General features: G+C 68.4%; 10 protein-coding genes. 3 read left to right on the forward strand and 7 right to left on the reverse strand.

Going from position 1 to position 14,541, the window contains the following annotated elements; genetic code table 11:
- Positions 1-59: 59 nt before the first annotated feature.
- Together lon and ACUVYZ_RS05730 are read right to left on the reverse strand one after the other, a co-directional pair.
- Positions 60-2,501 (reverse strand): endopeptidase La, encoded by a 2,442-nt coding sequence (gene lon / locus ACUVYZ_RS05725; RefSeq protein ID WP_439933315.1) that lies wholly within the window; start codon positions 2,499-2,501, stop codon positions 60-62.
- Between the two features lie 13 nt (positions 2,502-2,514).
- Positions 2,515-2,922: an Hsp20/alpha crystallin family protein gene (locus ACUVYZ_RS05730; protein ID WP_439933314.1), complete on the reverse strand. Its 408-nt coding sequence runs from the start codon at positions 2,920-2,922 to the stop codon at positions 2,515-2,517.
- 160 nt (positions 2,923-3,082) lie between these two features.
- Between ACUVYZ_RS05730 and ACUVYZ_RS05735 the strand changes: the two genes are divergently transcribed.
- The 3 genes from ACUVYZ_RS05735 (at position 3,083) to ACUVYZ_RS05745 (ending at position 7,106) form a co-directional block, all read left to right on the forward strand.
- Positions 3,083-3,811: a DUF72 domain-containing protein gene (locus tag ACUVYZ_RS05735; protein WP_439933313.1), complete on the forward strand. Its 729-nt coding sequence runs from the start codon at positions 3,083-3,085 to the stop codon at positions 3,809-3,811.
- A 106-nt stretch (positions 3,812-3,917) separates the two neighbouring features.
- Positions 3,918-5,258 (forward strand): HD-GYP domain-containing protein, encoded by a 1,341-nt coding sequence (locus tag ACUVYZ_RS05740; protein WP_439933312.1) that lies wholly within the window; start codon positions 3,918-3,920, stop codon positions 5,256-5,258.
- 75 nt (positions 5,259-5,333) lie between these two features.
- On the forward strand, positions 5,334-7,106 hold the full coding sequence (locus tag ACUVYZ_RS05745; protein WP_439933311.1) for a putative bifunctional diguanylate cyclase/phosphodiesterase: 1,773 nt from the start codon (positions 5,334-5,336) through the stop codon (positions 7,104-7,106).
- Between the two features lie 87 nt (positions 7,107-7,193).
- Here the strand turns inward: ACUVYZ_RS05745 and ACUVYZ_RS05750 are convergent, their stop codons facing one another.
- The 5 genes from ACUVYZ_RS05750 to dnaE form a co-directional block, all read right to left on the reverse strand.
- Positions 7,194-7,397: a cold-shock protein gene (locus tag ACUVYZ_RS05750; protein WP_439933310.1), complete on the reverse strand. Its 204-nt coding sequence runs from the start codon at positions 7,395-7,397 to the stop codon at positions 7,194-7,196.
- A gap of 181 nt (positions 7,398-7,578) precedes the next feature.
- Positions 7,579-9,132 (reverse strand): ATP-dependent DNA ligase, encoded by a 1,554-nt coding sequence (locus ACUVYZ_RS05755; RefSeq protein ID WP_439933309.1) that lies wholly within the window; start codon positions 9,130-9,132, stop codon positions 7,579-7,581.
- Between the two features lie 5 nt (positions 9,133-9,137).
- Positions 9,138-10,031: an alpha/beta fold hydrolase gene (locus tag ACUVYZ_RS05760; protein WP_439933308.1), complete on the reverse strand. Its 894-nt coding sequence runs from the start codon at positions 10,029-10,031 to the stop codon at positions 9,138-9,140.
- Entirely contained in the window at positions 10,028-10,798 is a 771-nt protein-coding gene (locus ACUVYZ_RS05765; RefSeq protein WP_439933307.1) for an alkaline phytoceramidase, read from the reverse strand. The genes ACUVYZ_RS05760 and ACUVYZ_RS05765 overlap by 4 nt, the downstream gene beginning before the upstream one ends.
- A 251-nt stretch (positions 10,799-11,049) precedes the next feature.
- Positions 11,050-14,475 carry a DNA polymerase III subunit alpha gene (gene dnaE, locus ACUVYZ_RS05770; protein WP_439933306.1) on the reverse strand — a complete coding sequence of 1,142 codons (3,426 nt, stop codon included), beginning with the start codon at positions 14,473-14,475 and terminating at the stop codon, positions 11,050-11,052.
- Positions 14,476-14,541 lie beyond the last annotated feature (66 nt).

The raw sequence follows: 14,541 nt of genomic DNA on the forward strand, positions 1-14,541 counted from the left end.
CACGCGAGTCGGAAACCGGAGAGGGCGTTTTGATCCGGGCCGGCGCCCATGGGTGCGGGTCAACCGGCCGGCGCCTCCCGGCGCTCGCTGGTGGCCAGGTCGCCGCCGATGGCCGCCCGCAGGGCATCGTCCACCGTCTCGAGCCACACGAAGGTGAGACGCTTGCGGGCGTCCTCGGGAATTTCCTCCAGGTCGCGCTTGTTGCGCGCGGGCAGCAGCACCGTGGTGATGCCCGCCCGCAGCGCCGCCAGCACCTTCTCCTTGATGCCGCCCACCGGCAACACCAGCCCGCGCAGGGAGATCTCCCCGGTCATGGCCACGTCGTTCCTCACCGGCTTGTCGCATAAGAGGGAGACCAGGGCGGTGAAAATGGCCACCCCCGCCGAAGGCCCGTCCTTGGGCGTCGCCCCCGCCGGCACGTGGATGTGGATGTCCTGCTTTTCCAGGCTCTCGGGCGCGACGCACGGCACCCGCGCCTTGGCCAGAGACAGGGCCGTCTGGGCGCTTTCCTTCATCACGTCGCCGAGCTGGCCGGTGAGGATCAGCTTGCCGGAGCCCGCCACCTTGGACGCCTCGATGAACAGGATGTCGCCCCCCACCGGCGTCCAGGCCAAGCCCGTGGCCACCCCGGGCACCGAGACCCGCATGGCCACTTCGTTTTCGAACTTGCGCGGCCCGAGGATGGCGGGCAGGTCGTCCACGTCGATGCGGGCGCGCTCGATGGTCCCCTCGGCGATGCGCATGGCCACGTTGCGGAACACGGCGCCGATCTCCCGCTCCAGGTTGCGCACCCCCGCCTCCCGGGTATAGTCGGTGATGATGGCGCGGATCGCCGCCCCGGTGATCTCGCACTGCTCGGGCTTGAGCCCGTTCGCTTCGAGCTGGCGCTTAACCAGGTAGCGGAGCGCGATCTGCAGCTTCTCCTCCTCCGTGTAGCCGGGGATCTGGATGATCTCCATGCGGTCCCGCAGGGGCCCGGGAATGGTGTCCAGCACGTTGGCCGTGCAGATGAACAGCACCCGGGACAGATCGAAGGGCACCCCCAGGTAGTTGTCCCGGAAGGTGGCGTTCTGCTCCGGGTCCAGCACCTCCAGCAGCGCGGAGGCGGGATCGCCGTGGAAGCCGCCCGCCCCCAGCTTGTCCACCTCGTCCAGCATGAGCACGGGATTGCGCGTTCCCGCCTTGCGAATCGCCTGGATGATGTTGCCCGGCAGCGCTCCGATGTAGGTGCGCCGGTGGCCCCGGATCTCCGCCTCGTCGTGCACGCCGCCCAGGGAGATGCGCGCGAACTTGCGGTTGGTGGCCCGAGCGATGGACTGGCCCAGGGAGGTCTTGCCCACCCCCGGGGGGCCCACGAAGCACAGGATCGGGCTCTTGCCCGAGGGGTTGAGCTTCCTCACCGCCAGGTACTCCAGGATCCGCCGCTTGACTTTCTCCAGGCCGTAGTGGTCCTCCTCCAGGATGCGGCGGGCTTCGGCGATGTCGATGCGATCCTCCGTCTCCTTGGACCAGGGCAGCTCGATCAGCCAGTCCAGGTAGGTGCGGATCATGGGGTACTCGCCCGAGCCTTCGCTCATGCGCTGCAGGCGCTTCAGCTCCTTCTTCGCGTGGGTGGCCACCTCCTCGGGCATTTTGGCTTCTTCGATCGCCTTGGCCAGCTCCTCGAGCTCCGCGGTCTGCTCGTCGCCCTCGCCCAGCTCCTTCTGGATCGCACGCAACTGCTCCCGCAGCAGCACCTCCCGGTGACGCTCGTCCATGGCCTGCTTGGTCTGCTGGCTGATCTCCCTGGAGAGCTTCAACACCTCGATGCGGTGGGCCATGAGCTGGATCATCCGGTCGAGGCGCGCCTTCAGGTCGAAGGTTTCCAGCAGTTCCTGTTTCTCCTCGGGCTTCAAATCCATGAAGCCCGCCAGCAGGTCCGCCAGCGCCCCGGCCGAGGTGATGTTCTCCAGGGTATTGGCGAGTTCCGCCGGCACCTGAGGGAGCAGCTCCAGGATCTCCTTGGTCCGCTCCTTGAGCTGGAGCACCCGGGCCTCGATTTCCGCGCTCTGGGGCTCCTCTTCCTGGATGCGCTGGACGCGGGCCACCATGAAAGGCCAGCCTTCCAGGAACTGGAGCACCCGGAAGCGGCTTTCGCCCTGGGCCACGATGTGGTGGGTGCCGTCCGGCGTGGTGACGTAACGCAGCACGTTGGCCACCGTCCCCACCCAGTACAGATCCTCGGGCCCCGGCGTGTCGTTGGCCGCATCCCGCTGCAGCAGCAGCCCGATGGGCCGTTCGGAACGGGCCGCCTCCTGGGCGGCCGCCACGGATTTTTCCCGGCGCATGGAAATCGGCAGGATCACCCCCGGGAACAGCACCACGTTGCGCACCGGGATGAGGATCAGTGCGTCCTCGGGCAGCGGCTTCACGGGCTGCGCGGGCGCCCCCGCCGGCCTCTCCTGCAGTTCGCCCGCCGGGGCGCCGTTGACAAAAAGGCTTTGACGCTCGTTCGAACTCATGATGACTCCGTCGTCACGGCACTTTGCGCAGCAAAAGCCTGAGGCATCCGTCGCGAAGCTCTTGCCGTTCCAGTTGCAGGCGCCCCGCGACCAGCTCGATGCGGCGCTCGAAGCGGCCATAGGGAATCTCCAGGCGGTGGATCACCGCGCGGCGGGAGCCCGCCGGCAATGGCCGATGACCGACCACCCGCAGCATCGGCCCGTCGATCATGACCTCCACCGCCTCGGAAGGCACTCCGGGCAGCGCCACCAGGATGGTGACCAGGGCCCCGTCCTCCACGATGTCCACCGGCGGCTCCCAAGTGGGACGCCGGGCAAGGCCGCGCCCCAACTGGAAGAACCGGCGTTGCAGCCGGTCCGCCCGCTCCAGCAACTCGCAGGCCTCCGCCCACATCCACTCTGGCGTGTCGCGTATCGTCATCGGCGCCGTTTCCTGTCGAAGATGGCAGCGGAGCGTCCGGTGCCGCCGCCCGCACTTTCTGTCAACATGGGCACCGCGGGGCGGGTTTTCAATAGAGGCGAATCCGGCCCCTCCCGCAGCGCTGCTCAATCTCTGAAAACCAGACGCTTATACCCTTTCCATGGCCGCACCCCGGGATATCCGCGTCGGCTGCTGCGGCTTCTCCATGGCCCGGGCGGCCTACTTCCGCCGCTTCCGGGTGGTAGAAGTGCAGCAAACCTTCTACCAGCCGCCCCGGATCGGGACCCTGGAGCGCTGGCGGGCGGAGGCCGGCGCCGGGTTCGAGTTCACCCTCAAGGCCTGGCAGCTCATCACCCACGAGCCGGCGAGCCCTACCTACCGCCGCCTCAAATCCCCCATTCCCGAGGCGCTCAAGGACCGCTACGGCAGTTTTCGGCCGACGCAGGAAGTCATGGAAGCCTGGCGGGTGACGGCGGCCTGCGCCCGGGCGTTGCAGGCCCGGATTGTGGTCTTCCAGTGCCCGACCTCCTTCGGCCCCACGGAAGAGCGCATCGCCCACCTCATCCGCTTCTTCCGGGCGGCGCGGGCGGGCCACGAGGATCTCGTCTTTGCCTGGGAGCCCCGGGGACCGTGGCCCGAGGCCACGGTCGCCGGGCTCTGCCGCGACTTGGGTCTAGTCCACGTGGTGGATCCGTTCCAGGCCCTGCCCGCGGCGCCGGGCCTGCGCTATTACCGGCTCCACGGCATCGGTGGCTACCGCTACCGCTACACGGACGCGGACCTGAAGCGCCTGGCGGGGTGGTGCCGGGGCACTACCTACTGCCTGTTCAACAACATGACCATGGCCAAGGACGCGGCCCGCTTCGCGCGATTGTTAAAGAACCTCTGAGCGGCCGGCGTCCGGTCGCGGGTCCCGGCATCCTGGTCTACAATGGGGCAGGTGTCTGATTCTTAAAACAGGAGCGGGCCACCGTTCCATACTCCGGACGGAAGTCATGAAACGCAAGGTGGCGGTGGAGGAGCTTAAGTACGGCATGTTCGTGTGCGAGCTGGATCGGCCCTGGCTCGAGACACCTTTCCTATTCCAGGGTTTTCTTCTGGAAACGGAAGAGCAGCTCCAGATGCTCAAGCGCTACTGCCAGTACGTCTACGTGGACGTCATGCGCTCGGCCGAGCCCGGGACCGCCGGGCGCCCTCCCCAGAGCGTGGCTTTCGAGCGGGCGGCCGTGGCCGAGCCGTCCCCCCGCGCCGGGAGACCCCTCACCCTCTCCAGCACACCGTTCAAGACCGAACGCGGGTCCGGCATCCAGGCCGAGCTTGCCATCCCCCACGCCTCCCTGGCCGGGCTCCACCATCCCGGGCTGGGAGCGGTCACCTATTCGGACGCCGCCTGCGTCGAGGAAGAGGTCGCGCCCGCCCGGGAATCCACGGCGAACCTGGAGCGCCTAGTGGACGAGATCCATGTCCACCTCCTGGCGGAGCCCACCTTCGACCTCAAGCGGGTCCATTCCGCCATCCGGGAGATGGTGGACAGCATCGCCAGGAACCCCGACGCCCTGCTGCTCTTGAACCGGCTGAAGATCAAGGACACCAAGTCCTTCCAGCAGTCCATCTATACTGCCGCCCTCCTCATGGCCTTCGGCCGCCAGCTCGGCCTACCCAAGGAAGACCTGGTGGTGCTCGGGGAGGGGGGGCTGCTTTTCGACGTGGGCAAGATAAGGCTACCCCGGCAGGTGCTGGATCCCCAGCGCTCCCTCACCCCCGATGAGCTCAAGGAGTTCAAGAGCCACGTGGTGATCGGAGAACAGCTCCTCGGCGGCATGCGGGAGTTTCCCGAGGCCGCCCTCGCCATCGTGTCCCAGCACCACGAGCGGGAAAACGGCAGCGGCTATCCCCGTGGCCTGGTGGGCAACAAGATCTCCCTCTTCGGCAAGATGGCCGCCATCGTAGACTGTTACCAGAGCCTGTGCCAGGGCTACATGGGCGGCTCGCCCATGGCGTCCCACAGCGCCCTGCAGATGCTGCACGGGCTCGCGGGCAGCGCCTTCCATCCCGGCCTGGTGGAGCAGTTCATCCGCTGCATCGGCATCTACCCGGTGGGCACCCTGGTGGAGCTGCAGACGGGGGAAGTAGCCATCGTGTTCGCCCAGCACCGGGGCAGGAGCATGGAGCCGCGGGTCATGGTGGTGCTCGACGGCGCCAAGAAGCCCTATCCCAAGCCCTTCATCCTGGATCTGGCCGAGGGCCCCGCCGCGGCCTCGGGCGAGCCCTACCGCATCGTGAAGGGTCTGGAAGACGGAGCGCACGGCATTGACGCGCGGGAATACTATCTCTGATCCGATGGGAGCCGCCGATCCGCTAGAACCCCCCGCGACCCGGGCCCCCGGGCCGCGGGGCTGCGCGAGGGCCGGTTGATCCCGATCCCGCCGGCCAACGATCCCCAGGACGGGGCCTGGATCCGCAAGATCCACGCCTGCCTCGGCGGAGAGCTCCTTCCCACCCTGGAAGCGCTGATCGACGCAGCCACCACGCCCGCAGACCCGCCCTTCGATCCCGAGGAACGCGCCCGCTTCCGGGCCTTCGCCCTAGCCTACTTCCAGCATCTGGACCGGAGCGAGCCCGGCGACGAAATGGCGAGCGCCCTGGAAAGGACCTGGCACCAATACGGCGGCGCCGGCTTGAGCCTCGACTGGGTGCACCGGGCTTTCAACGCCTATCTGGCCGCCATGACCCGGGCCGCCCTCACCCGGCTGCCAGCGCCGGCGGAGGAGCGCGCCCAGGCCGCCCTGGCCCTGCAGCAGGCCGCACTGGCGAAGCTCGCCGCCGTGGCCCGGGCGGTACACGTTCCCGCCGCCGCGGCCCGGGCGATTGGCGAGGAAGCGCTGGCTGACCGGGTGGACTATCCCGCCTTTCTCGAGCGTTTGCGCTTTGAGATGGACGGCAAGGGTACCGAAGCGACCCTGGTGGCGGTGCTGGTGGCGGAGATCGACACCATCCGGGAGGTGGACAGCGTCATGGGCTATGCCTCCGGGGACCGGCTGGCGGAGGCCCTCCTCGAGCGGCTGCGCCGGGCCCTGCGCACCCGGGACGTGGTGGGCCGCATCGGCCGCAGCGACATGGGCTTCATCCTTCCCGGCATCCTCCACGAAGGCACGGCCACCCTGGCGGCCAACAAGATCCTGCGCGTCCTGGCCGAGCCTTTCCAGATGGAGGCCCGGCAGGTGGCGGTGGACGCCCGGGTCGGCATCACCCTGGGCACCCGGGGCTCCGTCACGGCGGAGGAGGCCCTGCGCCAGGCCTGCATCGCCGCGCGGGAAGCGCGGCGCAACCACGTGGGCTACACCGCCCACGCCGAGCTGGACGCGCTCGCGGGAGACTCTCCCCTCATCCTGCGCACCGATCTGCGGGAGGCGATCGAGGAGAACGAGATCTTTCTATGCTTCCAGCCCCAGGTGGACCTACGCACCGGTCGCGTCGCGGGGGCGGAGGCCCTGCTCCGCTGGGTGCACAGCAAGCGCGGGCCGGTGCCGCCCAACGTGTTCGTGCGCATCGCCGAGCACGGGGGGCTCATCTCCTCCCTCACCACCTGGGTGCTGAACGCCGCCGCCCGACACTGCGCCAGTCTGGTGGGCGCGGGCCTCGACGTGCGCATGGCGGTCAACGTGTCCGCCTACGACCTGCTGGACACCGATTTCGCCGATTTCACCGCCCACGCCCTGGAGCTGTGGGGCGTGCCGCCGGAGCGGCTGGTGGTGGAAGTGACGGAGACCGCGGTCATGGAGGACCAGCAGCGGGCCTTCGAGATGCTGGTGCGGCTCAAGCAACTGGGAGTGCGGGTCTCCATGGACGACTTCGGCACGGGCTACTCGTCCATGGCCCGGTTGCGGCACCTGCCCATCGACGAGCTGAAAATCGACCTCTCCTTCGTGAAGGCGGTGCTGGACGGGGACAAGGACAAGAAGATCGTCAAGTCTATGATCGACCTGGGGCACGGGCTCGACATGGAAGTGGTGGCGGAAGGCGTGGAGAACCAGGACACCCTGGGCTGCCTGGCCGAGCTGGGGATCGACCTCGCCCAGGGCTACCTGATCTCCAAGCCCCTGTCGTTCGCCGACTTCGAGCGCTTCGTCCGCGCTTTCGACCCGGGGCAGTTTGCCGTGCGTCGGTCGAAGGAACCGCGCTAATCCCTTGCGGAGCTGGGCAGGTTCCAGAGCAGAAACAAAAACCCCGGGGGATGCCCGGGGTTTCGGCTACAACGTTTTTCCCGCGCTTCAGGCGGCCTGGATGTTGGACGCCTGCAGCCCCTTGGGGCCGCGGGTTACCTCGAAGCTCACCCGCTGGCCTTCCTTAAGGGTCTTGAAGCCCTGCCCTTGGATGGCGGAGAAATGGGCGAAGAGATCTTCGCCGCCGCCGTCGGGGGTGATGAAGCCGAAGCCTTTAGCGTCGTTGAACCACTTGACGATACCGGTTGCCATTTACAGTCCTTTTCAACAAATCAAACGAAAGCGGGCGATTCCCGCACCCTCGATGCCTGAATCGCAAGACTGCAAACCGCCAAACGGGTATCGCACAACTTGGAATCCGACAACGAGCCGCCTTTGTACGCGGTTTCCGGGCCGGAGTCAAATGTTTTTTTACGGGCGGCGGCAAACGCCTTCAAGCGGTCGTCGAGCCCGCCGCGAGCGCCCGGGCGAACAGCCGCCGCACGGTCTCCACGGTGTCTGCCTCCTCCGGCCGCTTGTCGGGCCGCAGCCGCTTCACTCGGGCGAAGCGCAGCGCCATCCCGGTCGGGTACTGGGGGCTCGCCTGGACCTCGTTGCATTCGATTTCCACCACCAGCTCCGGCTTCACGTACACGGTCCAGTCGTCCCGGGAGAGCTCCAGGGCGAGGAGCTTCTCCGTCTGCCAGTGCAGCATCTCGTCGCTCAGGCCCTTGAAGGTCTTGCCCAGCATGACGAAGGTGCCCGTCTCCGGGTCCCGGGCGGCGAGGTGCAGGTTGGAGAGCCAGCCCTGGCGCCGTCCGTGCCCCCACTCGGCGGCAATCACCACCAGGTCCAGGGTATGGGCCCGCTTCACCTTGAGCCAGGCGGCGCCCCGGCTGCCGGCCGCGTAGGGCGCATCCAGCGCCTTGGCCATGACTCCTTCATGGCCACGCGCCACCGCGGCGTCGAAAAACGCCTGGGCCTCGGACAGGTCGTTCGTGATAATCCGGGGTACCACCAGCCCGGCGGAAACGGCTTCCGCCAGGGCCTCGAAGCGGCTGCGGGCCGGCTGGTCGAGAAGGCTCTCCCCGTCGAGATAGAGGCAGTCGAAGAAAAAAACCGATAGGGGAAGCTGCCGGCGCATGGCCGCCACGTCCAGCTTGCGCCCAAAGCGGCGCATGGTCACCTGGAAGGGCTCGGGGGTGCCGTCGCGCCGCAAGGCAATGGCTTCCCCGTCCAGGATCAGCTCGCGGGCGGGAAGCGCCGCCACCGCTTCCGCCACTTCGGGCACGGAGCAGGTCACCTCGTTGAGGCGCCGCGTGAAGACCGCCACGTCCGCGCCCTGCTTGTGCACCTGGACCCGGGCGCCGTCCAGCTTCCACTCCAGGGCCGCCTGGCCCAACTGGGCCAGGGCGTCGCCCGCGTCCTCGGCGCTCCCCGCCAACATGGGCAGGACAGGATGAAACAGGCGCAGGGAGAACCGCTCGAGTCCCGCCGCGCCCTGGACGAGGGCGGCCACGGCTACCGCGCCGAGATCGCCAGCAAGCATCGCAGCGCGGCGCACCCCCGCCGGCGGAAGCCCCGCCGCCTGGGCCACCGCATCCATCATGACCCCTTCCAGGGCGCCCTGGCGCAGCTCGCCGGCAAGCAACCGGAGCAGGAACGCTTGCTCATCCCCGGTGGCCTGCCGAAGCAGGGTGCGCAGCCGCTCGCTTCGCTTGGCCGCCGAGCTCGGGCCGAAAAGGCCGGCGATCCCGGCCAGGGCCCGGTCCACATCAGTGAGGGTCAAGGTGGGCGAGGGCGCCGAAGGGCCGAGGGCCTGGCGCAGCGCCGCCGGGCCGATGCCGAGCTTTTTCTGGCGCGGCTCGCCGGAGAGAAAGGCCACGCCGATCGGCACCTCCTCGGGCGCAAGGCACTTCAAGCACTCGGCGAGCGCCTGCACCTTGGCGCTGCGGCTGGAGGTCGCGGCCACCCGGTTCGAGGCGGCCACCAGTTCCGCGAGCTGCATGGAACTCAGCCGATCGCGCCCCGCGCCGCCTGCAGGCAGGCCTCGATCACGGCCTGCGGGCGCTCGCGCTGGGGAAAATGCCCCACGCCGGGCAGCACTTCCCGGCGATAGCCGGCGGTGAAGAACCCCTCCTTACCCGCCGAGGTTTCCAGCAGGGTCGCCCCGTCCTCGGCCCCGTGGAGCATGAAGGTGGGGACCTGCACTTTTTCCGGCGTCGCGAGCCGCCGCTCCAGCGCCTCATGGTGGGGATCCCCCGGGGCATAGCCCCAGCGATGGCGGTAGGAGTGGAGGGTGACGTCGATCCAGTCCGGGTTGTCGAAGGAAACCGCCGTCGCCTCGAATTCTTCGTCGGTGAATCGCCAGGAAGGCGACCACAGGCGCCACAGGCGGCGGGTGAAGTCCTGGCGGTCCCGCTCCAGCGCCTCCCGCCCCCGCTCCAGGGCGAAGTACCAGTGATACCAGTACTGGCGTGCCTGGTCGAAGGACAGGACTTGATCGGGCGTATTGGTGCCGTAGCCCACGGAAAGAGTCACCAGGGCGCGGATGCGCTCGGGGATCAATACCGCCGCCACATAGGCGGCGCGGGCGCCCCAGTCGTGGCCTACCAGCACGAAATCGCGCAGCTCCAAGGTCTCGGCGAAGTCCACCACGTCCTGCCCCAGAGCCGAGATCTGGCCGCTGCGCATGACAGAGGCATTGCGGAAGCGGGTGGGCCCGAAGCCACGCAAATAGGGGCACAGGACCCGGTAGCCCTCCTCCGCCAGCCGGTCGGCCACGTAGCCCCAGGTGCGGACATCGTCCGGCCAGCCATGGAGCAGCAGGAAAGTGGCGGCGTCCCGCACGCCCCGCTCTTCATAGGCGATTCGAAGGGTGGGCGTAGTCACGGTTTTCGCGCTCATTCGATCCTCCTCGCCGGACTTTTTCGCGGCAAGCCACGGGGCGCGCGCCGCATCAACATGCGCAGCACCCAATACATGGCCGCGGCCGCCAGCAGATGCTTCAGGGTGTGGCCGCTCACCCCATAGCCCAGGGCGAAGATAGCATGATCATGCCACTCCGCCGCCAGCGCGGCCGCGTACAGCAGGAACGCCGCCCATAGGTCCCCGCGCCTCGTGTAGCGCGACGGCAACGCGGTAAGGGTGAGCGTCGCCGCGCACGCGGCGGCCTGGAACGCCAGGTAAGGAAGCACGTTCTCGGCCCCCAGCGCGGCGCTCGCGCGCCAGTAGGCGACCGTTCCTACCCCGAGGGCGACGATGAGTAGAAAGGCCGGCAGCACCGCCTTCGAATCGCTGCGATCCGCCAGGGCGGCGGCCACGAGGGCCGAGAAGACAAGCGTCATGGCGGCGCGGTCCCATGCCAGGGCGTCATCCGTCGGCGCCCAGTGATAATACGCCGAGCCCAGCCCCGTGAGCACGGCACCGGCAAAGAAGGCGAGATAAGGCCAATGGCCCCGCTCCTCCAGGAAGGCCAGGCGGCCCGGGCCACGAAGGAAGCGCAACCCGAGCCATCCCACCGCCAGGAAGCCCGCGTTGGAGACCACGTTGGCGAAGTTGGAAACGCCGAGAAACGCGCGGGCATCCGCGAAGGCGTGATACGCCTGGGGCTGGGGATATGCGGGCGCGAGCAGGGCCACGGCCACCACGAAGAGCCCCAGGACGGCCGCCACGCCAAAACAGGCCGCCCCGGAGAGGGTGCGGTCGCGCCGGCCGGCTCGGGCCGGAGTCTCCGGATAGGCCGATGCGGCGATGGGCCGATCCTCCTCGTCGAGATGGTTCCGCAGCCGTTCGGCGGCGGGGGTTGCCGTTCTTTCGCCGGCGCGGGCGAGCCCCTGCCTCCGCGCTCAACCGGCCCGGAAGGACCGATTCGATCAAGCGCATTTCGCCCATCGTCGCGTCGCCGCGCCTGTCTTCCGCCGGCTCAGTAGAGGACTTGCACGTTCTCGGGCGCAAGCCACGCTTCAAGCCCGGCGATGAGATCGTCCTCCAGCCGCACCCGCCACCCGTCTCCCAAGGGAAGGTCGCACTCGGCCACCCCGTTCACGTAGTGCACTACCACCGGGCAGGTGCCGTTGCGATAAGGCTCCAGCAGATCCCGCAGCTTGACCGGGTCGGAAGCGCCATTGCACACAAGCCGCACCGCCTTGGCGTAGCGGCTGCGGGCCTGGGCCAGGCTCATGAGCTTTTCCGCCGTCAGGCGTACGCCCCCGCTGAACTCGTCGTAGACTACCTTGGCTTCCACCACCGCCAGGGCCTCTTCCCGCAGCCAGGCGCGGTGCTGCTCGAAGAGCTCCGAAAACGCCACCACCTCCACCTTGGCGCTGCCGTCGTCCAGCACGATGACCCCCATGCGGCCGCGCCGGGTGGGCTGGATGCGCAGGCTGTAGATCATGCCGGCCACCAGCACGCTACTCTGGGAGGGTTGCAGCTCGGCCAGGCGGGTCTTCACGAAGGCGGAGACTTCCCGGGCGTAGGCGTTAAACGGATGGCCCGAGAGGTAGAAGCCCAGAGCGAGCTTTTCGTTTTGCAGCCGCTCGGCCTCGCTCCACCGGGGGCAGTCGATCAGCTCCGGCGGGTGCTCGGCCCCCTCCCCCGCGTCGAAGAGGCTCACCTGGGAGGAAGCGAGGTCCCGCCGCTCCGCCTCTTCTAGGGCAATGCCCACCGAGGCGAGCAGGCTCGCCCGATGCTCGTTCACCGAGTCGAAGGCGCCGGCGCGCACCAGCGATTCCACCACGCGCCGGTTCACCAGGCGCTTGTCCACCCGCCGGCAGAAGTCGAACAGGCTGCGGAACGGCCCGCCCTCGGCCCGGGCGGCGAGGATGCACTCGATGGCCGCCTGGCCCGTGCCCTTGATGGCGCCGAGGCCGTAGCGGAGGGTGCGCTCGTCCACCGGGACGAAGCGGTAGCCGCTCTGGTTCACGTCCGGCGCGAGCACGGTGAGTCCGTTCTGCCTGGCGTCCTCGTAGAGCTGCTCCACCTTGTCGGTGTCATCCATCACCGCGGAGAGGTTCGCCGCCATGAAAGCCGCCGGATGGTGAGCCTTCATGTACGCCGTCTGGTAGGCCACCAGGGCGTAGGCGGCGGCGTGGGACTTGTTGAAGCCGTAGCCCGCGAACTTCTCCATGAGATCGAAGAGCTGGGTCGCCTTGTCCCGGCGCACTCCGTTCTTCTGCGCGCCGGCGACGAAGATCTCCCGGTGCCTCGCCATCTCCTCGGGCTTCTTCTTGCCCATGGCCCGCCGCAGCAGATCCGCGCCGCCCAGGGTGTAGCCGCCGATCACCTGGGCGATCTGCATCACCTGCTCCTGGTACACCATGATCCCGTAGGTGGGGCCTAGGATCGGCTCCAGCCTCGGGTCCAGGTATTCCACCGCCTTGCGCCCGTGCTTGCGCTCGATAAACTCCGGGATGAGATCCATGGGACCCGGGCGGTAGAGCGCCACTAGGGCGATCAAGTCCTCGAAGCGGTCGGGCCGGGCCCGCTTCAACAGATCCCGCATGCCACGGGATTCGAACTGGAACACCGCGGTGGTGTTGGCGCTGGAGAAGATCCTGTAGGTGTCCGGGTCGCCCAGGGGCAGGGACTCCAGGGACAGGGGGGAGGCGGGGTCGAGCTCGCGCACGTAGCGCAGCGTCCAGTCGAGAATGGTGAGGGTGGTCAGGCCGAGGAAGTCGAACTTCACCAGCCCGATCTTCTCCACGTCGTCCTTGTCCAGCTGAGAGACCACGCTCTGGGAGCCCTGAGCCGCGTACAGGGGGCAGAAATCGGTGAGCCGCCCCGGGGCGATCAGCACGCCCCCCGCGTGCATGCCCACGTTGCGTGTCAGGCCCTCCAGCCGCTCGGCCAGCGCGAGCAACTCCTGCACCTCTTCCTCGTTCTTCTCCCGCTCGGCAAGCAGGGGCTCCGCCTGCCGCGCCTCGGCAAGGGTGATGTGCTTGCCCGGCTGGAAAGGGATCAGCTTCGCTAACTGGTCGCAAAAGTTGTACCCCAGGTCCAGCACCCGCCCCACGTCCCGCACCACGGCCCGCGCCGCCATGGTGCCGAAAGTGGCGATCTGGGAGACGCTCTCGTGACCGTATTTCTCCCGCACGTACTCGATCACCCGGTCGCGCCCGTCCTGGCAGAAGTCGATGTCGAAGTCGGGCATGGACACCCGTTCCGGGTTCAGGAAGCGCTCGAACAGCAGGTCGTAGCGGATGGGATCCAGGTCGGTGATGCCCAGGGAGTAGGCCACGAGAGAGCCCGCGCCGGAGCCACGCCCCGGCCCCACCGGCACGCCGTTCGACTTCGCCCAGTTGATGAAGTCGGCCACGATCAGGAAGTAGCCGGAGAAGCCCATCTGCTGGATGGTCTCGATCTCAAAGGCGAGCCGCTCCCGGTAGCGGGGCGCCGCCCGTTCGCGCTCTTCCGCGTCGGGGAAAAGCCGGGTGAGCCGGCGCTCGAGGCCCGCCCGCGCCTCCCGCTCCAGGTATTCGTCCAGGGACGCACCCTCGGGCGTGGGGAAGCGGGGGAGTTTCGCCTTGCCCAGCTCGATTTCCAGGTTGCAGCGCCGGGCGATTTCCACGCTGTTGGCGAGCGCTTCCGGCAGGTCGGCGAAGAGGGCCCCCATCTCCGCCTGGGTCTTGAAGTACTGTTCGGGGGTGAAGGCCTTGGGCCGGCGCTGGTCGGACAGGATGTAGCCACCGGCGATGCACACCCGCGCCTCGTGGGCGCGGAAGTCCCCGGGCGCCAAGAACTGGACCGGGTGGGTCGCCACGACCGGCAGTCCCAGGCGGGCGGCTAGGGCCGCGGCGGCCCTGGTGCAGCTTTCGGCGTTGGGCGTGCCGTCCCGCTGGAGCTCCAGGTAGAAGCGGGCGGGGAAAAGCCGGGCGTAGTCCAGGCAAAGCGAGCGGGCCCGCTCGGCGTCACCCCGGGCCAGGGCCGCGCCCACATCGCCGTGGTGAGCGCCGGAGAGCAGGATCAGCCCTTCGGTGCCCTCCTCTTCGAACCACCCTTTCCTGATCTCGGGCCGACCCCGGTGCTGGTTTTCCAGGTAGGCCCGGGTCAACAGCCGCGACAGCCGCAGGTAGCCTTCCCGGGACTGACACAGGAGCAGGATCCGGTGGGCGTTGGCCCGGTCGGCCTCGTTGGTGAGCCACAGGTCGCAGCCGATGACCGGCTTCACCCCCTGGCCGCGGGCGGCCTCGTAGAACTTCACCATGCCGAACACGTTGGCGAGATCGGTGAGGGCCAGCGCCGGCATGCGATCTTCCCGGGCCCGGCGCACCGCGTCCTCGATCCGCACGATGCCGTCCACGATGGAGTATTCGCTGTGGAGCCTCAGGTGGACGAAAGCGGGATCGGGCATGGCGCTACAATGGCGCGCGCTTCGAAGTCGGGTGCGTGCCCCCAACGGCAGCACGCGGTGAAATTC

It is taken from the genome of Pelomicrobium sp. P1, assembly GCF_052805615.1.

Bases quoted from the DNA above. Each gene is read 5' to 3' on its own strand.
- lon (WP_439933315.1), bottom strand. From the start codon at position 2,501: ATGAGTTCGAACGAGCGTCAAAGCCTTTTTGTCAACGGCGCCCCGGCG.
- ACUVYZ_RS05730 (WP_439933314.1), bottom strand. From the start codon at position 2,922: ATGACGATACGCGACACGCCAGAGTGGATGTGGGCGGAGGCCTGCGAG.
- ACUVYZ_RS05735 (WP_439933313.1), top strand. From the start codon at position 3,083: ATGGCCGCACCCCGGGATATCCGCGTCGGCTGCTGCGGCTTCTCCATG.
- ACUVYZ_RS05740 (WP_439933312.1), top strand. From the start codon at position 3,918: ATGAAACGCAAGGTGGCGGTGGAGGAGCTTAAGTACGGCATGTTCGTG.
- ACUVYZ_RS05750 (WP_439933310.1), bottom strand. From the start codon at position 7,397: ATGGCAACCGGTATCGTCAAGTGGTTCAACGACGCTAAAGGCTTCGGC.
- ACUVYZ_RS05755 (WP_439933309.1), bottom strand. From the start codon at position 9,132: ATGCAGCTCGCGGAACTGGTGGCCGCCTCGAACCGGGTGGCCGCGACC.
- ACUVYZ_RS05760 (WP_439933308.1), bottom strand. From the start codon at position 10,031: ATGAGCGCGAAAACCGTGACTACGCCCACCCTTCGAATCGCCTATGAA.
- dnaE (WP_439933306.1), bottom strand. From the start codon at position 14,475: ATGCCCGATCCCGCTTTCGTCCACCTGAGGCTCCACAGCGAATACTCC.